This window comes from Anaerococcus lactolyticus S7-1-13 (assembly GCF_000758765.1).
GTDB classification, from domain to species: Bacteria; Bacillota; Clostridia; order Tissierellales; family Peptoniphilaceae; genus Anaerococcus; species Anaerococcus lactolyticus.
The window spans coordinates 1-21,203 of the sequence record NZ_JRMW01000037.1 but is presented as its reverse complement, the minus strand read 5'-3'; the positions used below and the strand labels follow the sequence as shown (position 1 = coordinate 21,203).

The 21,203-nt window shown below is 35.3% G+C and carries 30 protein-coding genes, 1 pseudogene and 1 riboswitch; of the genes and pseudogenes, 27 read left to right on the top strand and 4 right to left on the bottom strand.

All coding sequences use genetic code 11. The features are described from left to right. Positions 1-21 precede the first annotated feature (21 nt). The 18 genes and pseudogenes from HMPREF1630_RS05970 to thiE all read left to right on the top strand — a co-directional run bounded on the left by HMPREF1630_RS05970 (position 22) and on the right by thiE (position 12,473). Positions 22-648, top strand: coding sequence for an L-2-amino-thiazoline-4-carboxylic acid hydrolase (locus tag HMPREF1630_RS05970; RefSeq protein ID WP_037328014.1), 627 nt, complete (start codon positions 22-24; stop codon positions 646-648). Further along, positions 648-980: pseudogene (locus tag HMPREF1630_RS05965) on the top strand (alpha/beta fold hydrolase); the annotation flags it as partial. The gene HMPREF1630_RS05970 and the pseudogene HMPREF1630_RS05965, both read left to right, overlap by 1 nt. 10 nt (positions 981-990) lie before the next feature. Continuing rightward, the gene (locus tag HMPREF1630_RS05960; protein ID WP_037328011.1) at positions 991-1,497 is read left to right on the top strand and encodes a hypothetical protein; all 507 of its coding nucleotides are present in this window, start codon (positions 991-993) and stop codon (positions 1,495-1,497) included. A gap of 181 nt (positions 1,498-1,678) precedes the next feature. Beyond that, on the top strand, positions 1,679-1,810 hold the full coding sequence (locus tag HMPREF1630_RS09720) for a hypothetical protein (protein ID WP_269319701.1): 132 nt from the start codon (positions 1,679-1,681) through the stop codon (positions 1,808-1,810). Positions 1,811-2,078: 268 nt separating this feature from the next. Next, positions 2,079-2,345 carry an HPr family phosphocarrier protein gene (locus HMPREF1630_RS05950; protein ID WP_004826954.1) on the top strand — a complete coding sequence of 89 codons (267 nt, stop codon included), beginning with the start codon at positions 2,079-2,081 and terminating at the stop codon, positions 2,343-2,345. A gap of 131 nt (positions 2,346-2,476) precedes the next feature. Next, entirely contained in the window at positions 2,477-3,208 is a 732-nt protein-coding gene (gene sufC / locus HMPREF1630_RS05945) for a Fe-S cluster assembly ATPase SufC (protein WP_037328009.1), read from the top strand. Position 3,209: 1 nt separating this feature from the next. Next, complete coding sequence (sufB, locus tag HMPREF1630_RS05940) at positions 3,210-4,622, top strand: Fe-S cluster assembly protein SufB (protein ID WP_037328008.1); 1,413 nt, start codon at positions 3,210-3,212, stop codon at positions 4,620-4,622. Further along, entirely contained in the window at positions 4,622-5,665 is a 1,044-nt protein-coding gene (locus tag HMPREF1630_RS05935; protein WP_037328005.1) for a SufD family Fe-S cluster assembly protein, read from the top strand. The genes sufB and HMPREF1630_RS05935 overlap by 1 nt, the downstream gene beginning before the upstream one ends. A 1-nt stretch (position 5,666) precedes the next feature. After that, positions 5,667-6,887 carry an aminotransferase class V-fold PLP-dependent enzyme gene (locus HMPREF1630_RS05930; RefSeq protein ID WP_037328003.1) on the top strand — a complete coding sequence of 407 codons (1,221 nt, stop codon included), beginning with the start codon at positions 5,667-5,669 and terminating at the stop codon, positions 6,885-6,887. Further along, complete coding sequence (gene sufU / locus HMPREF1630_RS05925; RefSeq protein WP_004826942.1) at positions 6,887-7,318, top strand: Fe-S cluster assembly sulfur transfer protein SufU; 432 nt, start codon at positions 6,887-6,889, stop codon at positions 7,316-7,318. Before HMPREF1630_RS05930 ends, sufU begins: the two co-directional genes overlap by 1 nt. Further along, the gene (locus tag HMPREF1630_RS05920; protein WP_004826940.1) at positions 7,305-7,496 is read left to right on the top strand and encodes a hypothetical protein; all 192 of its coding nucleotides are present in this window, start codon (positions 7,305-7,307) and stop codon (positions 7,494-7,496) included. Before sufU ends, HMPREF1630_RS05920 begins: the two co-directional genes overlap by 14 nt. A 47-nt stretch (positions 7,497-7,543) precedes the next feature. Continuing rightward, a riboswitch (TPP riboswitch) is annotated at positions 7,544-7,639 on the top strand. Between the two features lie 137 nt (positions 7,640-7,776). Beyond that, on the top strand, positions 7,777-7,974 hold the full coding sequence (thiS, locus tag HMPREF1630_RS05915) for a sulfur carrier protein ThiS (protein ID WP_037328001.1): 198 nt from the start codon (positions 7,777-7,779) through the stop codon (positions 7,972-7,974). Between the two features lies 1 nt (position 7,975). Continuing rightward, positions 7,976-8,581 carry a sulfur carrier protein ThiS adenylyltransferase ThiF gene (gene thiF / locus HMPREF1630_RS05910; RefSeq protein ID WP_037327999.1) on the top strand — a complete coding sequence of 202 codons (606 nt, stop codon included), beginning with the start codon at positions 7,976-7,978 and terminating at the stop codon, positions 8,579-8,581. Continuing rightward, a complete protein-coding gene (locus HMPREF1630_RS05905; RefSeq protein WP_037327997.1) occupies positions 8,571-9,341 on the top strand; it encodes a thiazole synthase in 771 nt (256 codons plus the stop codon). The genes thiF and HMPREF1630_RS05905 overlap by 11 nt, the downstream gene beginning before the upstream one ends. A 1-nt stretch (position 9,342) precedes the next feature. Then, positions 9,343-10,500 carry a 2-iminoacetate synthase ThiH gene (gene thiH, locus HMPREF1630_RS05900; RefSeq protein ID WP_037328178.1) on the top strand — a complete coding sequence of 386 codons (1,158 nt, stop codon included), beginning with the start codon at positions 9,343-9,345 and terminating at the stop codon, positions 10,498-10,500. 8 nt (positions 10,501-10,508) lie between these two features. Then, positions 10,509-11,066 (top strand): energy coupling factor transporter S component ThiW, encoded by a 558-nt coding sequence (thiW, locus tag HMPREF1630_RS05895; RefSeq protein WP_052039389.1) that lies wholly within the window; start codon positions 10,509-10,511, stop codon positions 11,064-11,066. Continuing rightward, positions 11,035-11,862, top strand: a complete 828-nt coding sequence (thiM, locus tag HMPREF1630_RS05890) for a hydroxyethylthiazole kinase (RefSeq protein ID WP_081931877.1) — start codon at positions 11,035-11,037, stop codon at positions 11,860-11,862. The genes thiW and thiM overlap by 32 nt, the downstream gene beginning before the upstream one ends. Continuing rightward, entirely contained in the window at positions 11,859-12,473 is a 615-nt protein-coding gene (gene thiE, locus HMPREF1630_RS05885) for a thiamine phosphate synthase (protein WP_037327992.1), read from the top strand. Before thiM ends, thiE begins: the two co-directional genes overlap by 4 nt. Positions 12,474-12,760: 287 nt before the next feature. On the opposite strand, the gene HMPREF1630_RS05880 is transcribed toward thiE, so the two are convergent. Both HMPREF1630_RS05880 and deoC read right to left on the bottom strand, forming a co-directional pair. Then, positions 12,761-13,471, bottom strand: a complete 711-nt coding sequence (locus HMPREF1630_RS05880; RefSeq protein ID WP_037327989.1) for a GntR family transcriptional regulator — start codon at positions 13,469-13,471, stop codon at positions 12,761-12,763. Between the two features lie 7 nt (positions 13,472-13,478). Further along, complete coding sequence (gene deoC, locus HMPREF1630_RS05875; protein ID WP_004826929.1) at positions 13,479-14,186, bottom strand: deoxyribose-phosphate aldolase; 708 nt, start codon at positions 14,184-14,186, stop codon at positions 13,479-13,481. 161 nt (positions 14,187-14,347) lie between these two features. On the opposite strand from deoC, the gene HMPREF1630_RS05870 reads away from it, so the two are divergent. From HMPREF1630_RS05870 to HMPREF1630_RS05840, 7 genes are all read left to right on the top strand, one after another. After that, positions 14,348-14,773 carry a PTS sugar transporter subunit IIA gene (locus HMPREF1630_RS05870; RefSeq protein WP_004826928.1) on the top strand — a complete coding sequence of 142 codons (426 nt, stop codon included), beginning with the start codon at positions 14,348-14,350 and terminating at the stop codon, positions 14,771-14,773. Between the two features lie 17 nt (positions 14,774-14,790). After that, positions 14,791-15,285, top strand: a complete 495-nt coding sequence (locus HMPREF1630_RS05865) for a PTS system mannose/fructose/N-acetylgalactosamine-transporter subunit IIB (RefSeq protein ID WP_037327987.1) — start codon at positions 14,791-14,793, stop codon at positions 15,283-15,285. Positions 15,286-15,346: 61 nt separating this feature from the next. Further along, entirely contained in the window at positions 15,347-16,171 is an 825-nt protein-coding gene (locus HMPREF1630_RS05860) for a PTS mannose/fructose/sorbose/N-acetylgalactosamine transporter subunit IIC (protein WP_004826926.1), read from the top strand. A gap of 15 nt (positions 16,172-16,186) precedes the next feature. Then, a complete protein-coding gene (locus HMPREF1630_RS05855; protein ID WP_155811853.1) occupies positions 16,187-17,011 on the top strand; it encodes a PTS system mannose/fructose/sorbose family transporter subunit IID in 825 nt (274 codons plus the stop codon). Positions 17,012-17,070: 59 nt separating this feature from the next. Continuing rightward, a complete protein-coding gene (locus HMPREF1630_RS05850; RefSeq protein WP_037327984.1) occupies positions 17,071-17,979 on the top strand; it encodes a class I mannose-6-phosphate isomerase in 909 nt (302 codons plus the stop codon). Between the two features lie 9 nt (positions 17,980-17,988). Further along, a complete protein-coding gene (locus HMPREF1630_RS05845; protein WP_004826923.1) occupies positions 17,989-18,639 on the top strand; it encodes a ribulose-phosphate 3-epimerase in 651 nt (216 codons plus the stop codon). A gap of 12 nt (positions 18,640-18,651) precedes the next feature. Next, positions 18,652-19,329 (top strand): transaldolase family protein, encoded by a 678-nt coding sequence (locus HMPREF1630_RS05840; RefSeq protein WP_037327982.1) that lies wholly within the window; start codon positions 18,652-18,654, stop codon positions 19,327-19,329. A gap of 50 nt (positions 19,330-19,379) precedes the next feature. Here HMPREF1630_RS05840 and HMPREF1630_RS05835 read toward each other — a convergent pair whose 3' ends face one another. Both HMPREF1630_RS05835 and HMPREF1630_RS05830 read right to left on the bottom strand, forming a co-directional pair. Then, a complete protein-coding gene (locus HMPREF1630_RS05835) occupies positions 19,380-19,625 on the bottom strand; it encodes a hypothetical protein (RefSeq protein WP_037327979.1) in 246 nt (81 codons plus the stop codon). Then, entirely contained in the window at positions 19,622-20,110 is a 489-nt protein-coding gene (locus HMPREF1630_RS05830; protein ID WP_037327977.1) for a dihydrofolate reductase, read from the bottom strand. Before HMPREF1630_RS05830 ends, HMPREF1630_RS05835 begins: the two co-directional genes overlap by 4 nt. A gap of 88 nt (positions 20,111-20,198) precedes the next feature. On the opposite strand from HMPREF1630_RS05830, the gene HMPREF1630_RS05825 reads away from it, so the two are divergent. Together HMPREF1630_RS05825 and HMPREF1630_RS05820 are read left to right on the top strand one after the other, a co-directional pair. Then, positions 20,199-20,756, top strand: coding sequence for a chromate transporter (locus HMPREF1630_RS05825; protein ID WP_037325864.1), 558 nt, complete (start codon positions 20,199-20,201; stop codon positions 20,754-20,756). Then, on the top strand, positions 20,746-21,203 hold a 458-nt coding region (locus HMPREF1630_RS05820), incomplete at its 3' end, for a chromate transporter (protein ID WP_037325863.1). The genes HMPREF1630_RS05825 and HMPREF1630_RS05820, both read left to right, overlap by 11 nt.

Here is a 21,203-nt window from a genome sequence, read left to right as displayed (position 1 = left end):
AAAATTGATGGGGTATGTAAGATGAAATACAAGGGTTTTTATTTCTTATTATTTAAAGGTCCAATGAAGAAAGTTCTTATAGAAAAGTATGATAAAGCATATGCATCAGAAATTATTAAAAAGAGCAAAAAAGTTTATCGAGAACTTGTAAAAAATATGGACGATATCGGCGAGGATAATCCCATGGCGTACAATGAGATGTTTGCCCTTGTCTTTGTTGCTCCCTATATAGCAAGTGAGAAAAAGATTCCACCTGAAATAGTGCAAGAAATGATGCGTCGCTCTCTTTATACTTTCAAATGGGTTTTTTCCTTGATTAATCTCAATACTAAAAGGGGAAAAGAGGCCAATAAGAAAAATATTCTTAAGTATTACAAGTGGTATACAGAGGAAAAAGAAAAACTCTATCCAACTTCTTTTAAGGTTGACTTTGAAGGTCAACCCTATGAGGGTGCTTGTTACTATAGGATTACACGTTGTCCCATTTGTGCTTATACAAAGAAGTTGAGTGTAGATGAATTAATGCCACTATTCTGTGAACTTGATGAGCTTATGATAAGCTTTCAACATGGAGTTTTACACAGAAAAGAAACTATCGCCAAGGGAGGAGATTACTGTGATTACTTCATCGTGGGAGATAAAGAGTAATACCTAAATTTTTATTAGATAAGCTTATGGGCAAGGATAATCTAAGCGTAATAGAAATGACCTATCCGCAAATTTCGAAAAATACGATAAAAACTGCCTGTAAGTTTATCTATCATTACAAGCCTCCAAAAAGTTTAAGTAAGTTTTTAAATCCAGTACTGTTTTGGAGGGGAAGTGAAGAGCCAATCCCTGCAAAAAGTGAAAAGATATTAAGAGACTATCTTCCGCAAATGAAAACAGAAGTATTTGAAGTAATGGGTCACGGATAATTTCTCCATGAACATCCCCAAGAATACGCCGAGAAACTAAAAGACTTTTTGGAAAATAAATAAGGAGAATATTATGGATATAAGACGAGCAATATTAGATGGAATTGCAATGGCTGCTATCTTTAACGGTGCGGTGGCAGCTTTTGTACTGATTGACCCGAGATTTTTCTTCGATTCCTATCCAAAGGGAATACAAAATTCGGCTCCAGAAAAGATGACAAAAGAAGAAAAAAGAATAAATTTTATACTTACGATTATAATTTCAGGAATCGTATTTATATATGGAATGACCTCTCTTTTACATACAGGAATAAAAGGACTTAGAGATCTTTTCTGGATGAGTTATATTCAGTGGATAATATTAAACTTGGGAGATTTCTTCTTGTTGGATCTACTTTTGTTCCAAGGAAAGTACAAGGATAGGATAGTCATACCAGGCACAGAAGGGCATGAGGATTACAAATTTGGAAATTGGATGAAACATTTGGCCATTAAGGAACATTTTATCTTAATGCCATTTTTACTAATTCCAATCGCATCCATAATCCAAGCCTGGCTAGTGGTGTTACTGGGATTATAAAATGAAATTTGAAAGATATGATTAATTTGTGACACATAAGAATCACAAGAAAAATACCTTTAAAAAATGTGACTGATATACGATAATAATAAGAAAAATAAATTTAAGTAAAAATCACGAAGAGAAAAATTTGGAAATTAGAAAAATATAAAAATCAGATTTAGAAGAATTAGCAAAGTTAATGGTAGATGTCTATAAGGCTCCACCTTGGAATGATAAGTGGACAGTAGAAATAGCACTGGAATCCTTAAACGATATTTTAGATTTTCCTAAATTTTTTGGCAATGTAATTGTCGATGAAAATAAATTATAGGAATAAGAATTTTGAGAATCTAAGTAAATAAAAATATTAAAGAAACAATTATAAATTAAAAATCTTACACAGATTTATTAAAAAAACATTCCTCCAACTCATTCCCACAGGGGGAAACTAAAATAGTATAAATAAAAATAAAAAAATATACATTAATAAATAGCTAATCATAAATATCTTGGATATTTAAACAAAAAATCGTTTGCAAATTTTCTAAATGATAGTAATATCTATTGTAGGATGATAAATATTTGACAAAGGAGGCCCTATGTACGAACAAAAAGTAACACTTTCTAACGAAATTGGTTTGCATGCTAGACCAGCATCTATTTTCATAAGACAAGCTGTGCAGTTTCCTTGTGATATAACTGTTGAGAAAGCTGGAAGGAGTTATAATGCTAAGTCTATCATGTCAGTTCTGAGCATGAGTGCTTCTAAAGGCGACGAGATAATTATAAGAGCAGATGGTGATGCGGAAGAAGAAGCTGTAAATAGTCTTATCGATTTAGTTGAAAATAAATTGAATGAATTTTAGAACTTATAATTAACGGGCTTTGGCTCGTTTTTTTTATTTTTTATGGTATGTTGGTTAATGCGGAATATTGATAATCCCTAGCAAAAAGGTATGATTTAAAAAGAGTTAATAATAGATAAAAGAGGTAAATGATGAGCGATTTATTAAAGATTGAAAATCTCCATGTTTCGGCTGGAGATAAGGATATACTTAAGGGAATAAATTTGACAGTTGGCAAGGGCGAAGTCCATGTTGTTATGGGCGCCAATGGTTCTGGCAAGTCCACCCTTATGAATACAATTATGGCAAATCCTGCCTACACAGTAAATGAAGGAAAAATTTTCTTTGAAGGTGAAGATATCACAGATTATAGCGTTGATAAGAGGGCTAGACTTGGTATTTTCATGAGCTTCCAATACCCAGATGAGATTCCTGGAGTTAAGCTTTCAGATTTTTTAAGAATTTCAGAAGAACAAATCACTGGCAAAAAACCAAAAATTTTGGCCTTTAACAAAGAACTTACTAAGCAAATGGAAAATTTAAAATTAGATTCTTCCTATGCTAATAGGTATGTAAATGTAGGTTTTTCTGGTGGCGAGAGAAAGAAATCAGAAATCTTACAAATGCAAATGCTAAGTCCAAAACTTGCTTTATTAGATGAAACAGATTCTGGTCTAGATGTAGATGCGGTTAGGATTGTATCTGATGGCATCAAAAACTTCCTAGATGGTGAAAAATCTGTAATTCTTATTACCCACCACAGGGAAATTTTGTCTAATATTAAGGCTGATTATGTTCATATCCTAAAAGACGGCGTTATTCAGGAAACCGGAGACGATAGCTTAATGGATAAGATTGAGGCCTGTGGCTACGAATGGGTGTAATATGAAAGAAATTAATATTGAAGAACAATTAAAGGACATAGACCGTGGTTACTATGATTTCTTTAATGAATTTATATATTCAGATATTACAGAAAAGGGCTTAAATGCTAAAATTGTAAATGAAATATCCGATAAGAAAAATGAACCAGAATGGATGAGAAAGAGAAGGTTAAAATCTCTAGAAATTTTTGAAAAAACTCCTAATCCATCTTGGGGACCAGATCTTTCAGAACTCAATATGGCTGATATTACAACCTATGTAAAACCACCTACAGATAAAAAATCTACTTGGGAAGCCCTTCCAGAAGACATCAAAGATACCTTTGACAGGCTTGGTATTCCACAAGCTGAGCAAGAAAGTCTTGCTGGTGTTGGTGCCCAATACGATAGTGAGGAAGTTTACCACTCTATCCAAAAACACTTATCAGATCAAGGCGTAATTTTCATTGATTTTTCAACAGCTGTTAGGGAACACGAAGACTTAGTTAAAAAATATTTCCAAAAGGCAATTCCACCTACACTCCACAAGTATGCAGCCCTTCATGGCGCTGTTTGGTCAGGTGGATCCCTTATTTACGTGCCAGAAGGAGTGAAGGTTGATATACCACTTCAATCTTACTACAGGCTTAATGCTCCAGGTGCTGGCCAATTTGAGCATACAATGATTATCGCTGAGGATAATTCCAGGGTTCACTTTATAGAGGGATGCTCTGCGCCAAAATATAATGTTGTAAATCTTCACGCAGGTTCTGTAGAAATTTTCGTTGGCAAAAACGCCGAAGTAAGATTTTCTACCATAGAAAACTGGTCTAGAAATATGTACAACCTCAACACCAAGCGTGCCATTATCCAAGAAGGTGGAAAGATGATTTGGGTATCAGGATCTTTTGGTTCAAAAGTTTCCATGCTTTACCCAACAAGCATCCTTGCTGGTAAAGGGGCTAGAGCGGAATATACAGGTATTACCTTTGCAGGTGACGGTCAATATATAGACAACGGTTGCTCTATGATTCACATTGCCCCAAATACCTTCTCAACAGCCCTAACCAAGTCAATTACAGCAGGAAATGGCAAGTCCATGACCCGTTCTTTAGTTGCTATGAGGAAAAATTCCCAAGGATCAAAATCAACTGTTGATTGCGAAAACCTCATGATTTCAGAAGAAAGTCAATCAGATACCATCCCAGTTTTAGACATTAGAAATGACGATGTAGACTGTGGCCACGAGGCAAAAATTGGTTCAATTGACCAAGGCCAAGTATTCTACCTAATGAGCAGGGGTATTCCCGAAGAAGAGGCTAAGTCAATGATTGTAAGAGGTTTTGCAGAGCCAATCTCAAAACTTCTACCTCTAGAATATGCAGTTGAAATGAATAATTTGATTGATATGGAATTGGAAGGAGCAAACGGCTGATGGCAAAGATAAATGAAATGAGGGCCCCTACTTGGGCCTACTTAGGTCTTAACAATGCTGAGTACAACCTAGTTGAAATAAAAAACCAGCCTTTTTATGGAAAATCTCTTGGCGAGGAACAAAGCGAAGTTAAAAAAGCTTTTGAGGGCGAAACCTATGGCCTTTCTGCGGAAATAAATAAAGAAAATGAAGACTTTAGAAACCACTTCTTAAGTTTTGATATAGACAAAAATAGGGAAACTGAATTTATAAACTTAGAGATGAATGATGAAAACAACATCCTTGTGTCAGATATAGAAATAAATGCAAGGACCAATACTTCTTCTTCATTTTTGGTGAATTTTTCAGACCTTGCAGAGGGTAAGATTTTTGTAAATTCTCAAATTTTAGTTAACTTAGAAAAAGAAGCTAAGGTGAAACTTGTAGTTGTAGTTGACCTTAAAAACGAATCTACTAACCTAAATTCAATTGCAACCAGACTTGCCGATAGGGCAGAGCTTGATGTGACTTATATTGAAATTGGAGCAACTAAGTCCATGGTTAACATTAGAAACATCCTAAGGGGTGAAGAAGCTAAGGTTGTAGAAAATGGTGTTTATTTCAAATCTAAGGAAGAATACTTAGACCTTTTAACTGTAAATGAACACTATGGCATAAATACAGATTCAAATACCCTATTTAATGGTGCTTTAAAAGATAAGGCTGTTAAAAATTTCAAGGGAATTGTTGATCTTAGACGTGGATGCACTAAGGCTGATGGCAAGATTGGTGATTACTCAATGATGCTTTCAGATGAGGTGGTTAATAAATCTGCACCAGTGCTTTTAAATGAAGAAAAGGAAGTAACTGGCAAGCACGCAGCAAGCGTGGGCAGGATGAATAAGGAAATGTTATTTTATATCATGAGCCGTGGTTTTAGCAAAAAACAAGCAGAATCTATGATGCTTGAGGCAAATTTTGCCCCAGCCCTTGATAAGATTGAAGATGAAACTCTTCGCAAAAAAATAGCAGACGAAGTTCATGCACTAAATTCAAGGAATTAGTATGAATATCGAAGAAATTAGAAAAGATTTCCCCTATCTTGATGGGGCCAAGGTTGGAAAGGATGTAATTTACTTAGATACAGCTGCCACCAGCCAAAAGCCAAGGCAAGTCATCGAAGCGGTTGACACCTATTATAAATATAAAAACGCCAACCCACACAGGGGAGCACACTTCCTTTCTTGGGTAGCCACAGAAGCCTATGAAAATGGTAGGGAAGTAATCAAAAAATTTATAAATGCTAAATCTCGTAATGAAATAGTCTATACAAAGACTGCAACAGAGGCTATGAACCTCCTTGCCTATTCTTATGGACTTGATAATTTAAAGGCAGGCGATGAGATTCTAATTACTATTTTAGAACACCACGCCAACCTTGTTCCATGGCAGATGGTGGCAAAGGCAACTGGCGCTAAGCTTGTTTTTGCCTACCTCAATGACGATCATTCGCTTGACTATGAGGACTTAAAGGCGAAGATAAATAGTAAAACCAAGATAGTTTCAGTTACAGGTGCATCAAATGTGACTGGAGAAATTACAGACCTAAAGAAAATTATTGGTTGGGCAAAAGAAGTGGGAGCAACTACCATTGTAGATGCAGCTCAGTTAATTGCCCACAAAAAGATTGATGTTACTGATCTTGATTGTGATTTTTTAGTGTTTTCTGGTCATAAGATTTATTCTCCAATGGGAATTGGAGTTCTTTATGGAAAATACGACCTTCTTGATAAGATGAAACCTTTTAACTTGGGCGGAGATATGATAGAATATGTCTATGAAGATTATTCAACCTTTGCCAAGGCTCCTCTAAAATTTGAGGCTGGAACCCCTAACGTTGGTGGGGTTATTGGTCTAGTAGAAGCTATAAAATATGTGGAAGAAATTGGCATGGAAAATATCCATGCTCACGAGATGAAATTAACCCACTATGCCTACGATTTAATCAAGGACATAGAAAATATAAAAATTATCCATCCAACAAGTTGTGAGGAAGGGGCCCTAATCTCCTTTACCTTCGATGACATCCACCCACACGACATAGCAACTATTCTTGATTCTAAAAAAGTAGCTGTAAGAAGTGGCCACCACTGTGCCATGCCTTTACACACTTATTTAGGAATCTCATCTACAGCCAGGGCATCTTTTGCAATCTATAACACAAAAGAAGAAGTTGAAATCTTTGCAAAAAGCTTAAGAGAAGTTAGAAAGGTGATGGGACTATAATGGATATGCAAGAAATTTACAGTCAGATTATCCTAGATCATTCAAGGAACCAAGCCAACAAGCATGACCTAGAAGACCCTGACATAAAAGAAGACGGCCACAATCCATCTTGTGGCGATGAAATAGTTTTACAATTAAAATTAGATGGAGACAAAATTGTGGACGCAGCCTTCACAGGTGATGGTTGCGCCATAAGTCAAGCTGCCACATCAGTAATGTGCGATATGTTGGTTGGAAAAACCATGGCAGAGGCAGACAAAATGGCTGACATCTACCAAAGGATGATCAAAAGAGAAGATGTGACAGATGAAGAACTTGAAGAGCTCGAAGATGCTGTGGCCTTCAAAAATATCCAAAACATGCCACAAAGGGTAAATTGTGCCCTACTTTCTTGGAACACCCTAAGGGCTGTTATAGATGAGAAAAAATAACTTAGACAAGTTAGAGTTTTATACATCATTTGCAAGTGCAGGTTTGGTCTATATATTAGCCTTCCTCCAATATAGGAAGGGTAAGGATAGTTGGTGGCTAATCCTAATTGCCGCCATCCTAATGACTGCCAATGCCTATGTGAAATACAGAAAGCTTGAAAAAAGTAAAAATAATTAAAAAGAGGCAAAAATAAAATTGAAATTATTTTGAATATGCCTTATAATGATATTAGCTAGGGGTGCTTTTAGCTGAGAGATGATTCATCAACCCTTTAAACTTGTTAGGTTAGAACCTGCGTAAGAAAGCTAGAAAGAAGAGTTTAAAGGCCCCTAGAAGGGTCTTTTTTTAATGGGAAAGGCTTATAAAAAAATAAAAAAATGAGAGTCTAGGCACTAAAGGGGCATACCACCTCGGGTATGGCTGTCCTTTTTGTGCCTTTTTTTGAGGGGGTGAATGAGTGATTAAGGTAAATGACAAGGAGGTTTCCTTTATCGAGGGAGAAAATCTCAGGGATTTTTTGATAAGAAATTATTACGACCCAGATTTTTTGGCCTGTGAAGTTGACTGCCACTTGGTTAAAAAAGTGAATTTTGATAAATTTATCTTGGAAGATGGGGCAAAAGTAGAAGTCTTTTCCTTTGTTGGTGGGGGTTGAAATGAGAGATGAGATTTTAAAAAGACAAGACCCAGAAATTAATGAAATACTCAAAAATGCCAAAGTTTCGATTTTAGGTTGTGGGGGACTTGGTTCAAATATAGCCATGGTCCTTGCCAGGTGTGGGCTTGGGGAAATTCACATCTACGATTACGATCAGGTTGAATTATCAAACCTAAATAGGCAAAACTACGACCAAAACGATTTGGGAAAATCAAAGGTAATTCAAACAAAGAAAAAAATTGAAGCAAGCCTTCCCTATACCAAAGTTTATGCAAAAGAAGTTTTGATTGGCAAAGAAAACTTAGACCAAATATCAGAAAAAACTGATATCTTCATCGAAGCTTTTGATAAAAAAGAGATGAAAAGCTTGGTATTTGAATATTTTTTGGGAAGGTATGACAAAAAATTAATTATGGCTTCAGGCCTTTCGGGTCTTGGGGATTTTTCAGATATAAAGGTTAAAAAAATAGAAAATGTGACTATGGTTGGGGACTTTAAATCAAGTCCAGATCAAGGTTTGTACGCGCCTTATCTAGGAATTGTAGCAAATTTAGAAGCCCTCTTAGCGCTTAAAATTATTATAGGAGAAAGAAATGGAAAATAAAGATTATTTAGTACTTGGAGATAAGAAATTTGAGTCAAGGTTTATCCTTGGTTCTGGAAAATATTCACCAGAATTAATTGATGCAGCTATCAAATCTGCTGGTTCACAGATGATTACCGTTGCACTTAGAAGAGCAAATACCAAGGATGTGGCAAATATTTTAAATTACATACCAAAAGAAGTTACCATTATTCCAAACACTTCAGGTGCAAGAAATGCTGACGAAGCTATCAGGATTTCAAGGCTTGCGAGGGAAATGGGTTGTGGAAACTTTGTTAAAATCGAAATCATGAGAGATTCAAAATACCTTTTGCCAGATAATGTTGAAACCCTAAAGGCAACAGAAATCCTCGCCAAAGAGGGCTTTGTAGTTCTTCCTTATATGTATCCAGATTTAAACTTTGCGAGGGATTTGAGGGATGCAGGAGCTTCCGCCATCATGCCTCTTGCCAGCCCAATCGGTTCTAACAAGGGCCTTGCTACCCGTGATTTTATAAAAATAATAATTGATGAAATAGACCTACCAGTTATTGTTGATGCAGGAATTGGCGTGCCAAGTCAGGCTGCAGAAGCAATGGAAATGGGAGCCGCAGCTATCATGGCAAACACAGGTATAGCGTCTGCCAGCGACATAAATTTGATGGCTAAAGCCTTTAAACACGGAATTGAGGGAGGCAGACTCGCTTACCTTGCAAAACCTGGTAGAGTTTTACAAACAGGTGCTGACCCATCTTCACCACTAAGGGACTTTTTTGACTGATATGAATATTAAAAGTGTGCTCGATTATTTCCCAGAAATGGATATAATCGATTCATATATCAAAGAAAGGGTAAAATTATACTACGAAGAAGTAAAAAATACCAAAGTTACCAAGGCTGATGTTTTGGCAAGCCTTGAAGCATCAAGTCTTAGTCCAAGAGATTTATATAACCTCCTAAGCGATGAGGCAGAAGAATACCTTGAGGTCATGGCAGAAATGGCAAAGGAGAAAAGAATTAGGTATTTTGGCAACAATGTTTGCCTATTTTCTCCAATTTATATAGCAAATTACTGCGAAAATTCTTGCAGGTATTGTGGTTTTAGGGCCAAGTCTGATATAAAAAGGGCAAAATTAACCCACGGAGAAATCGAAGAGGAGATGAAGGCCTTGGCAGCAACAGGTATCGAAGATGTTTTGATCCTAACTGGTGAATCTCAAAAATTTTCATCAATAGAATACATCGCGGAAGCTTGTAGGATTGCCAGCAAGTATTTTAAGGTAATAGGTATAGAGGTTTATCCAGCCAATGTGGCAGATTACAAGATTTTAAGAGAAGCTGGGGCAGATTTTGTGACAGTTTTCCAAGAGTCTTATAATCCAGAAACCTACGACTACTACCACCCTTACGGCCACAAGAGGAGTTTTTCATATAGGATTGATACCCAGGAAAGGGCTCTTCAGGCAGGTTTTAGAGGAGTTGGTTTTGGAACACTTTTCGGCCTGGGAGATCCAATCGAAGAAGCCTTTAAACTTGCTATCCACGCAAGCGAAATCCAGAAAAAATATCCTCACGCAGAAATTGCCATTTCTTTGCCAAGGATGAGGCCAACCCACGGTGCGGATAATTCCCTAAAATTCAACATAGTTGATGATAAAAAGTTTTTCCAAATTATGACTGCAATTAGGATGTTCTTGCCTTTTGCATCAATCACCCTTTCAACTAGGGAGTCAAAAGATTTTAGAAATCTCGCTGTAAAATATGCTGCCACAAAAATTTCGGCATCAGTTGATACATCAATCGGCCATAGGTCAAAGAAGAGTGCCGATGAGGGTGATGAACAATTTGAAATTGACGATGCAAGGTCAACTGCAGAAACCTTCGATGACCTAAAAAAGCTTGGCATGACCCCAGTATTTACAGACTATATCAACCTTTAGGAGGAGAAATGCAAGAAAAGCAAAAATTACAAAATAGACAGAAAATATTAATTTTAGTAACCCTATCCATGTTTGTTTCCATAGGGGTAGTTATATCACCGATACTGAGATTTGAAGGTTTTGCACCTACAGCCCACTTTGTAAATATAGTTTGCTCTGTAGTATTAGGTCCTTGGTATAGCTTGGCAAATGCAATAATAACAGCGATAATAAGAATGAGTCTTTTAAATATACCACCACTTGCAATCACTGGTCAGGTCTTTGGTGCCTTTTTATCAGGATTTCTTTATAGGAAAAGCAAGGGATCTATCCTTGCTTGCGTTATAGGAGAGATAATCGGCACAGGAATCATAGGTTCTATCGCCTCCTATCCAGTAATGACCCTTCTTTGGGGCAAGGGAGATATTACCTGGTACTTCTACCTACCAAGTTTTTTAATAGCTACCATAATGGGAGGATCAGTTGCCTATATTTTCCTAAAAACTTTGCAAAGAGCAAAAGTCTTATATCCAATCCAGAGAAATATAGGAGTAAATGTTTATGATAAATCTAGAAGAGATAATTGAGGTAAGGGATAGGTTAAGGGAAAAATCACCACTAGTCCATGCCATCACCCATCCAATCGCTATAAATATGGTTGCTAATGTTATTTTATTTATGGGAGCCAAGGCGATTTGTGCAGCCCATCCTCAGGAGGTGGCTGAAATTGTAGGGATGTCTGATTGCTTAAGTGTAAGTCTGGGCAATATTACAAGCGAGAGAATGGTTGCCATTGATGAGGCTTGTCATGCAGCAAATGGAAAAAATATCCCCCTAACTATTGATATGGTTGGTGTTGGTGCATCGACTCTTCGCTATAAGTTTGCAAATAAACTTTTAAGTAAGTATAAATTTGACCTCATCAAGGGCAATGCTTCGGAGATAAGGGCCCTTGCAAGTGGGGCATCAAACGCCAAAGGAATTGATGTTGGCAAAGCTGATGAGCTTAAAGGTGCTAACATAGAAAAAATTTCTGTGAAAGCCTGTGAACTTGCTAAGAAATACCATACAATAGTCCTAGTCACAGGAAAAACAGACTTGGTTGTAGGAGAAAATTCTTATTACACCATTGATAATGGTGTAGAAAACCTAAGCAAAATTACAGGTACAGGATGTATGCTAACTGCAATGATTTCAAGTTTTATGGCAGTTGCTGACCCGGTTTCTGCTGCTATTTGTGGTCTACTTACTATGGAAATTGCAGCAGAAAAAATAGATACGGATAGACTTTACACATTTTTTGTAAATCTCATGGACGAGATAAGCCTAATTAGCAATGAAGAAATAAGTAAAAAAGCAAAAGTAAGGGAGATAAAATTTTGAAAAAATTATACCTTGTAACAAATTCGGATAAGTATAGCGAAGAAGAATTTTTGGAAAGAGTAGAGGCTGCCTTAAAAGGAGGGGTTGACATTCTCCAATTGAGGGAAAAAGACAAGACTGACCTTGAAATTCTTGATCTTGCTAAAAAGGTCAAGACACTTTGCGATTCTTATAAGGTGCCAATGCTTATCGACGATAAGCCACATATAGCTTGGGCGCTAGGCCTTGGAGTTCACCTAGGCGCAGATGATATGCCAATCGCTCTTGGTAGGAAATTATTGGGAGAAAAGGCCCTCATAGGAGCCACTGCTAAGTCCGTTGAAGCTGCTCAAAAAGCTGAAAAGGAAGGTGCTGACTACCTTGGAGTGGGAGCTATATTTGAAACCAAAACCCACGTTAAAACCAAAAGAACAAGTGTCGAAACCCTAAAGGAAATCAAGAAAAATGTAGGCATAGAAGTCTACGCCATAGGTGGCCTAAATATTGATAATGTAGACATCCTAAAAGGCACAGAAGTAGACGGCATCTGCGTAGTAAGGGCCATTATGGATAGCCCAAATGTAGAAGAAGACACAAGAAAATTGAAGGAAAAAATAAATAAAATTCTGTAGATAAGGAATTAATCCTAATATTTTACAAGAGATAAGCAATTAATCCTAATATTTTACAAGGATTATAAGATATTCAGACGTTTTATAATAAAAACTAAATCCCTAATCAGGATTTAGAACATGTGATAAAAACGACATTTTTGCTTAGTATTGATATTTCATGATGTGGTTTTTAATATAACTTATATATTATTTCTAAAATTTGCTAAGTTAGCTTAAATTAAAAAAGCATCTTCAATTAGTCTAGCTAACTGGAGGTGCTTTTAAGGTATTTGATAACTTAGATATTAACTAATTGTAATATCAAATTTAAAGGAATTTACATTTCCGTTATACCAAGCTTCAGAGTATTCTAGAGGTAAATCATTGTGATAACCTATTGTTTTAAAGAAAAATAGTGGGTCTCCACAAGCTATATTTAATAGTGATGCTGAAAGTTCATCAGATATTTTCATCTCTAGTATTCTGCTAACTTTATTTATTTTGTAACCTAGCTGGTCTAGGCAAGTGTATAAACTAACTGAAGAATAGTCTATTCCCATTAAATCTTCTAACCCTTCATAAGGAAGATAGGTGTTTACCAATACTGCTGGTATACTATCAGCGTATCTAAGTCTACATATTTTAATTACTTTGCTTTTGGATTTTAGATGTAGTGCATTAGCGACACGTTCTGGACATTCGACAAGGTCAGAAGATATTAATTTAGTTTTAGGTCTAATACCTTTGGCCTTCATATCATCATCGAAACTCTTTATTATATTTGTAAAATCCTGGGTTATTTTATTATTTTTTACAAAAGTACCCTTACCTTTTACCCTATCAAGGTAGCCTTCATCTACTAGGGATTGTATGGCTTGCCTAACAGTAGGTCGACTTACCCCATATTCAAGAGCTAAATCGGTTTCTTTAGGTATCATTTCATCTATTTTATAAGTAGATTCTTTGATCCTTTCTAATAAATCGTCTCTAATGATTTCATAAAGTTTTTTTTTCAAATTTTATTTAAATTTCGATGGTGCCTTGATCAGATACTAGTTTTTCTAATTCTTCGCTAATTTTTATACCTGAACTAGTACCAATTCTTTCGGCCCCATTTTTAATCATAGCTATAAATGTATCTACATCTCTAATTCCACCAGCAGCCTTAACTTTAACAGTATCACCAACTACTTCTTTCATAAGTTTCACATCTTCCACAGTTGCACCTGAAGGACCAAATCCAGTTGATGTTTTAATAAAGTCAGGTTTAACTTCTTTTGATATTTCAGCAAGTTTTCTTATTTGATCTTTGTTTAGGTAGCAGTTTTCAAATATAACTTTAGAAATTACGTCATTATCTCTACAAATTTTTACAATTTGTTCCATTTCATCTTTAATATAGTCAAAATTTCCATCAACAACTTCTGTCAAATTGATAACATAATCAATTTCATCAGCGCCATTTTTAATTGCATCTTCTGTTTCAAAAACTTTTGTAGCTATTGTTTGTTGGCCTAGAGGGAATCCTATAGCAGCACCAACATGAACATCTGAGTCTTTTAAGAATTCTGCGCATGCCTTGCTTTGAACAGAGTTGATTGCAACCATTTTAAAATTATAGTCCATAGCTTCTTGGCATAATTTCTTCATGTCTTCTCTGCTTGCATCAGCATGTAAGTTTGTGTGATCAACAAATCTTCTTAGTTCCTTGAGTGTATACTGTTTTGTCATTTTTTAAAACCTCCACGTATATGTTATTACATAGTATATATTACCATATTCTGAATAAATAGCAAGAAATATTTGAAAAACCACTTGACAATTAGATTTGTAAAGGTTATCATAATAACTAAGAATATATATGTATTTACATACATTTTTTAGGAGGTATTATGAAGCTACTATTAGTATCTCATGGTAATTTTTGCCACGGGATAAAAGAAAGCTATGAAATGATAGCAGGTAAAAATGATAATATTATTTCAATAAGCTTAGGCGATGATGGAATAGGCGTCTTCTCTGAAAAATTAAGAAGTAAACTTACTGAATTAATTGAGAATGACGAGGTCTTAGTTCTTTCTGATATCCAGGGCGGAACTCCATATAATGAAGCTTATAGGTTTAAGCTAGAAAATCCTGATAAAGTAGAAATTTTAACAGGTATGAACCTACCTATGCTAATAGAGTGTGGTACAAGCCTTGATATAGGCTCTTCTATTGAAGAATTGGTAAATATTGGATTAAATGTCGGTAAAGATTCTATTGTAAAATGTGAAATAGATGATTCAGACGACGATGATGACGATTTAGAGTTTTAATTTATAAGGAGGAATATATGACAATTACACTAGCAAGAGTTGACGACAGAGTTATTCACGGACAAACAATGACAAGATGGGCAGCATCAAGAAAATTAGATGCATTTGTAATCGCAAGTGATAAGGTTGCAGGTGATGAATTAAGAAAAAAAGTTTTAAAATCAGCTGCTAATCCTCATAAACTAGGTATATATGATAATAAGACATCTGTAGAAAAAATAAAGATGGCGAGTGAATCAAATAAAGATTTCTTTGTTATTTCTGACTCTCCACAAAACTTTGCTGAGATTTTAAAAATGGGTGGAGATTTTGGAAAGGTATTAAATATTGGACCAATGAATACAAGACCAGGTGCAAAAGTATTAGGAAAGACAACAGCAATTGACCAAGCTGATTATGATGCTTTTGAGTATATGCACAACCATGGCATTGAACTTCAATTTCAAATAATCCCTGAAGATTCTATAAGAACATGGGAACAAATTAAAAAATTGTACGATGCTGCAGAATAATTTATTTATTAAGGTCTTAGGTGCCTTTTTAAAACCTAAAAATATTATATAAGGAGAAGTTATGGATAATTTATTTTTACCAGCTCTTATTGCGGGCATATTTTGTTTTCTAGGTGCCATTGAAACTCCGTTCGCATTTGGTATGACCGGAGGATTCTATATCTTAGGTAGACCTCTAGTAGCAGGACTTATTATGGGCTTGGCATTTGGCGACGTTAAGGCAGGTGTTTTGTGTGGTGTTGCAGTTCAAGGTGTGTTTATAGCTAACCTATCAACAGGTGGTACTACTAACAGTGAAATCACATACGCAGGTTATGGTGGTATTGGTCTAGCAATGGCTACCGGAGGAAATCCTGCTGTAGCGGTTACCTTATCTATTTTGATTGGACAAACATTTGGACTTATTTTCTATAATACAGGTAGGGCAGGATATTCATTCTGGAATACCCGTGCACAAAAAGCGGCAGAAGAATTAGATTATAATGGAATTAGATTTAATCATATAATCGGTCCAGCAATCACAACATTCTTACTAAGAGCAGTCCCTGTTTTCTTAGCCGTATATTTTGGACAACCTATTGTAGACTGGTTATTACACAGCATTCCTGAAAAAGTAACTGATATTATTACTATTTTAGGTGGTGTTCTTCCTGCACTAGGTATTGCTATGTTGATGAATATTGTAATTAAACAAAAGGTTCATTTTATATTCTTCCTAGTTGGATTTGCATTAACAACCTTCGCAGGACTTCCTATGATTCCAGTTGTTATACTATCTGCTCTAATTGCTTATATAGTTTATCTTGCTTCAGGAAATAAAACAGTTGTTCAGGCTGCAAGTGTAGCAGAAGATTCAGATTTCTATGAAGATGATGATTTATTTTAATTAACGGGGGTAATGATGACTAATACTAATAATAAAGAAAAATTAACTCCAAATGAAAGAAGACAAATTTGGAAAAGATGGGGATGCTCTCACTTAGCTTCAATGAGCTATGAAAAATTACAAGGTCATGCTTGGGCATACACATTTACACCTTTTGCAAAAAAATATTATAGCGATGATCCAGAAGCGGCAAAAAGATTGATGGAAAGACATTCGATGTTCTATAACACCGAGCCTCAGACAGGTCAGCTTGTTACTGGTATAGTAACATCACTAGAAGAACAAATTGCTCTAGGTGAAGATATTTCTGAAGATATGCCAGTTAATATCAAAACAACACTTATGGGACCTCTTGCTGGTATTGGTGATTCAATCATCCAAGGAATTATAGTTCCTACACTATTATCAATTGGTATGGGACTTGCAGCATCAGGAAGTGCCTTAGGTCCATTGTTTTATATCATCTCTTATGCAATCATAGGAACATTTATAACTTACATTTCTTTTAACTACGGTTATAAACTCGGTGTAAATGCTATAGATACAATTGTTGGTGAAAATGCTCAAAGAATAACTAGTGCATTTAACGTAATAGGAGTTATTGTAGTAGGGGCTTTAGCGGCTGCAAATATAAACCTAACTACTAAGATTGAGATTCCAATGGGAACAGAAGTACAACAATTACAAGCACTACTAGATGGTATTTTTCCAAAATTACTACCATTTGCAGTTGTAATGCTATCTTATTGGTTATTAAAACATAAGAAGGTATCAGCTACAAAAGTAATTTTAATTCAAGTTGCTTTAGTATCTGTTGGTGTAGTATTGGGAGTATTTTAAGTATAAGACTGTTGCAGGGAGCGCTCTGCAACAGTTTATTTTTTGTAGGAGGATCTTAGGTGATAATATTAAATACAGTTTCAAATGAAAAAGTTTGGGGAACAAGCAGATTGCATGATTATTTTGGGGATCCCGGCATTGAAAAAATCGGTTCAGTATATACGGTAAGCGGAATTAAAGAAATTTCTTGCGAAATTATATATGGAGATGAGAATAAAGACCTTTATTCAGCTGTTAAGGCCAATCCAGAAAAATTTGGCTTAGCTAATGGTGTTGATTTTCCACTTATAATTTCATTTACATCTGCTGATAAGGACCTAAGCATACAAGTTCACCCAACTGATGATTATGCGAAAGAGCATGAAAAGAAAATGATTGGCAAAAGTGAGGCTTGGTATTTCATAGAAAAACCAAACAAAGGTTGGATATATGCAGAAACTGACATTGATGATAAAAAAATAATCAAAGAGAAAATTTTGAATAAAGACTATGAGTCAGTTGTAAATAAGGTAAAAGTTGATGAAGATGATATGGTTTATGTAGAGGCCGGAACTATTCACGCTCTAACAGAAGGATCATTAGTATATGAAATTCAACAATCTTCAGATATTACCTATAGACTTTACGATTACGATAGGTTAGATAAAGACGGCAATCCTAGACAGTTACACTTAGAAGACGGAATCAATACAATTGTATCTAGCAACAAAGTTTCTATAAAAAACTTTGAAAATGATTGTGAATTAAAATATAAACCTTTTAATTTATTAAGAACAAAAATAAGTGGTGAATATATAAATAATAACAATATAGCCCAAGCAATTACAATTACAAATGGAAGTGCTGTTATAAATGGCCATGCTCTTATTCAGGGTCAGAGTGTTTTGATTTTACCTGGAGAAAGTGTTAATATTGATAAACCAGCAGATGAAGTGGTGATTGCAACACCAAATTTATATTTTTTATAAGGAGACGATTTGAGTAATATTAAAATATGCCCATCATTGATGTGTGCAAATTTTGACAATTTAAAAAAAGAAGTAGTTAGCCTAGATAAGGCTGGAGCAGATATATTTCATATAGATATTATGGATGGAAACTTTGTGCCAAATTTTGGTATGGGTTTACAAGATATTGATACTGTTAGGAGAAACACTAATAAGGAAATTGATGTTCATTTAATGTCAATAAATGCTTCTGACCATATAGGGCTTTTTAAAAAAGCTGGAGTAGATATAGTTTATGTCCATTCAGAAGGGGATTCATTAATATCAACAACTCTAGCAAAAATAAAAGAAAATGGAATGAAAGTTGGTTTGGCAGTTAGTCCAGGCACAAGTATCTATTCTATTAAAGAGCTATTAAATTTAGTAGATATAGTTCTGGTTATGACAGTAAATCCAGGATTTGCGGGCCAAAAGTATTTGGATTATGTAGATGAAAAAATATTTAAACTCGCAGACCTAAAGTCTAAATATAATTTTGAAATATTTGTAGACGGAGCCATATCTGAAGAAAAGGTAAACTACCTAAAAACTAAGGGGGTAGATGGGTTTATATTAGGAACATCTGCTCTATTTGGCAAAGATGAATCATATGAAGAAATCATTAAGAGATTGAAATCATAAAAGTAGGCTAAAATGAAATTAATAATAGATGATGCAAATATTGAAAATATAAGAAAAATATACGATTATTACCCTGTATCGGGCGTTACTACCAATCCATCCATCCTAGCTAAAGCTGGTGGAAATCCACTTGAACATTTGATAAAGATTAGACAAGTCATTGGTGAAGATGAACTTCATGTACAAGTGCTTGAAGATAGGGCCGAAGAAATAATTAGGGAAGCAGAGTTTCTAAATGAAAAGCTAGGCGCCAATACTTATGTTAAAGTTCCCGTCAATCCGGAAGGGCTAAAAGCTATTAAATACCTATCTAAAGAGGGTTTTAAAATTACAGCGACAGCTATATATTCAATAAACCAGGCATACTTGGCTGCTGAAGCAGGGGCAAATTATTTAGCTCCGTATATTAACAGAATTGATAATCTAGGTTATGATGGTATTAATATAGCAAAAAGTATTCAAAAGATATTAAATGAAAATAAATATGAAACACAAATCTTAGCTGCGAGTTTTAAAAATAGCAACCAATTAATTAGATTGGCTGAGATAGGAATTGGAGCCTCAACTTGCTCATCAGATGTAATTTTTAAATTAATTGATGATAAGAATATAGATGGTGCAATTAATGACTTTAAGGAAGATTTTTCAAAATTAGATCCAAGTAAAAAAACTTGGCTTGATTTTAATTAAAATGAAAAGATGTAGTGATAAATTTCCTACATCTTTTCTTATTATAAATTTTACAAAAATTCTACCTCGTTTTCCCCAATTACCACAGATGGCACGCCTGCTCTGTGGGATTTTCTTACTTTTTCGTAGCCAGGAAGGGTATCCCTGTATTTTAAAAATAGTTTTAGGCTTGGCATTGAAGATGTGATGTTTACGACATCGTAGTCTGTATATTTTTCTGAGCCTTCCTTAATTTCCCCTAAAATTCCTGCGCAATCTGGGCATAGGTTACTTACAAATAATATTTTATCTTTCATTTATTTTCCTTTCTTTTGTATCTTACAAACTTTATCTTTATTCCATTATCGTCTATGGGTTCACTTTCTTCGACCGGTTTGAAATTATTATCTTTATCAAAGTTGTGGAGGAAGGTGTCAGCCTGTCTATCGGCATTGATTTTTGTTATAATTGCTTCATCAATATGGTCTAGGAGAAGCTCGCAAATTTCCGCTCCACCAATGACAAAGGCTTCTTTGGGAGATTTATTCACATAATTTATCACATCAGAAACATTATTAAAAACCAAAGCTCCTTTTCTTTTCAAAGATTCATCCCTTGTCAAAATTATATTTTCCCTCTTAGGAAGGGCAAAGCCAATAGAATCAAAGGTCTTTCTTCCCATTATTACAAGGCCACCAGTAGTTGTTTCCTTAAAGTGGTTAAGATCTTTCTTCAGGTTATAAAGCATTTTATTATCCCTACCGATAGCCCAATTTTTATCAACAGCAAGTATTAATTTCATATCCACCTCACCTTACTTATACCCAGAAAGATAGTAAAATATATTTATACTTAGAAATATTTTAAGATATACTTAGAAAGGGAGACTTATGGAAAATAAATTGTGGAAAATTTTTAAATCAACCCTATACCTATCAGCCTTCACCTTCGGTGGGGGCTATGTCATACTAACTTTGATGAAAGATACCTTTGTAGATAAATTAAAATGGATAGACAAAGATCAAATGCTAGACATGACAGCCATAGCCCAGTCGGCACCTGGGGCAGTGGCAATAAATGCCTCGATAGTAGTAGGCTATGAAATATCAGGCCTTCCTGGCATGGCAGTAGCTATTCTAGGCACAGCCATCCCACCCCTCATAATAATTTCAGTCATATCAATGTTTTATGAAGCCTTCATAGCAAATTATTATATAGCAAGCTTTCTAAAAGGCATGCAAGCAGCCATAGTCGCCCTAATATTCAAAGTCAGTTTTGATATGGGGCGTGACCTCTTAAAAGAAAAATCCAAAATAGTTCCGGCAATAATGGTCACAGCCTTCATATTAGGATATTTTCTCAAGGTAAGTATAGTCTATATAATTGGCAGTCTCATCCTATTGGGACTAATAAACTCTCTAGCAAAAAGGAGGAGCCATGTTAATTAAATTATTCATAAGCTTTTTTAAAATTGGACTCTTCTCCTTTGGTGGAGGCTACGCAGCCCTCGCCCTAATCCAACAGGAAGTAGTAGTCGAAAATAGCTGGCTAGCTGTAGGAGAATTCAACGACCTAATCACAATCAGTCAAATGACCCCAGGACCAATCGCCCTAAACTCAGCCACCTTCGTAGGCCAAAGAGTGGCAGGTTTCCCTGGAAGCCTAGCCGCAACAATAGGCTGCATCCTACCATCAGCCATTATAGTAGGCGCCCTATCATATTTTTATAAAAAATACAAGGATATAGACATAATGGCAGATGTCCTAAAATTTTTAAGACCAGCCATTGTAGTAATGATCCTAATAGCAGGCCTAGACATCCTAAAAACATCCCTATTTGATATAAACCCAGTAGCATTTGAAAACTTGAATGTAAAAATGCTGGGCCTATTCAT

Coding starts and splice junctions, on each gene's coding strand:
- HMPREF1630_RS09720 (WP_269319701.1), top strand. CDS start 1,679: ATGGTAGATGTCTATAAGGCTCCACCTTGGAATGATAAGTGGACAGTA.
- HMPREF1630_RS05935 (WP_037328005.1), top strand. CDS start 4,622: ATGGCAAAGATAAATGAAATGAGGGCCCCTACTTGGGCCTACTTAGGT.
- HMPREF1630_RS05830 (WP_037327977.1), bottom strand. CDS start 20,110: ATGAAATTAATACTTGCTGTTGATAAAAATTGGGCTATCGGTAGGGAT.
- sufC (WP_037328009.1), top strand. CDS start 2,477: ATGAGCGATTTATTAAAGATTGAAAATCTCCATGTTTCGGCTGGAGAT.
- HMPREF1630_RS05840 (WP_037327982.1), top strand. CDS start 18,652: ATGAAATTAATAATAGATGATGCAAATATTGAAAATATAAGAAAAATA.
- thiW (WP_052039389.1), top strand. CDS start 10,509: ATGCAAGAAAAGCAAAAATTACAAAATAGACAGAAAATATTAATTTTA.
- HMPREF1630_RS05855 (WP_155811853.1), top strand. CDS start 16,187: ATGACTAATACTAATAATAAAGAAAAATTAACTCCAAATGAAAGAAGA.
- sufU (WP_004826942.1), top strand. CDS start 6,887: ATGGATATGCAAGAAATTTACAGTCAGATTATCCTAGATCATTCAAGG.
- HMPREF1630_RS05865 (WP_037327987.1), top strand. CDS start 14,791: ATGACAATTACACTAGCAAGAGTTGACGACAGAGTTATTCACGGACAA.
- HMPREF1630_RS05835 (WP_037327979.1), bottom strand. CDS start 19,625: ATGAAAGATAAAATATTATTTGTAAGTAACCTATGCCCAGATTGCGCA.
- HMPREF1630_RS05905 (WP_037327997.1), top strand. CDS start 8,571: ATGGAAAATAAAGATTATTTAGTACTTGGAGATAAGAAATTTGAGTCA.
- HMPREF1630_RS05970 (WP_037328014.1), top strand. CDS start 22: ATGAAATACAAGGGTTTTTATTTCTTATTATTTAAAGGTCCAATGAAG.
- thiM (WP_081931877.1), top strand. CDS start 11,035: ATGTTTATGATAAATCTAGAAGAGATAATTGAGGTAAGGGATAGGTTA.
- HMPREF1630_RS05825 (WP_037325864.1), top strand. CDS start 20,199: ATGGAAAATAAATTGTGGAAAATTTTTAAATCAACCCTATACCTATCA.
- thiF (WP_037327999.1), top strand. CDS start 7,976: ATGAGAGATGAGATTTTAAAAAGACAAGACCCAGAAATTAATGAAATA.
- HMPREF1630_RS05950 (WP_004826954.1), top strand. CDS start 2,079: ATGTACGAACAAAAAGTAACACTTTCTAACGAAATTGGTTTGCATGCT.
- HMPREF1630_RS05860 (WP_004826926.1), top strand. CDS start 15,347: ATGGATAATTTATTTTTACCAGCTCTTATTGCGGGCATATTTTGTTTT.
- deoC (WP_004826929.1), bottom strand. CDS start 14,186: ATGACAAAACAGTATACACTCAAGGAACTAAGAAGATTTGTTGATCAC.
- HMPREF1630_RS05870 (WP_004826928.1), top strand. CDS start 14,348: ATGAAGCTACTATTAGTATCTCATGGTAATTTTTGCCACGGGATAAAA.
- HMPREF1630_RS05930 (WP_037328003.1), top strand. CDS start 5,667: ATGAATATCGAAGAAATTAGAAAAGATTTCCCCTATCTTGATGGGGCC.
- thiH (WP_037328178.1), top strand. CDS start 9,343: ATGAATATTAAAAGTGTGCTCGATTATTTCCCAGAAATGGATATAATC.
- HMPREF1630_RS05920 (WP_004826940.1), top strand. CDS start 7,305: ATGAGAAAAAATAACTTAGACAAGTTAGAGTTTTATACATCATTTGCA.
- HMPREF1630_RS05960 (WP_037328011.1), top strand. CDS start 991: ATGGATATAAGACGAGCAATATTAGATGGAATTGCAATGGCTGCTATC.
- sufB (WP_037328008.1), top strand. CDS start 3,210: ATGAAAGAAATTAATATTGAAGAACAATTAAAGGACATAGACCGTGGT.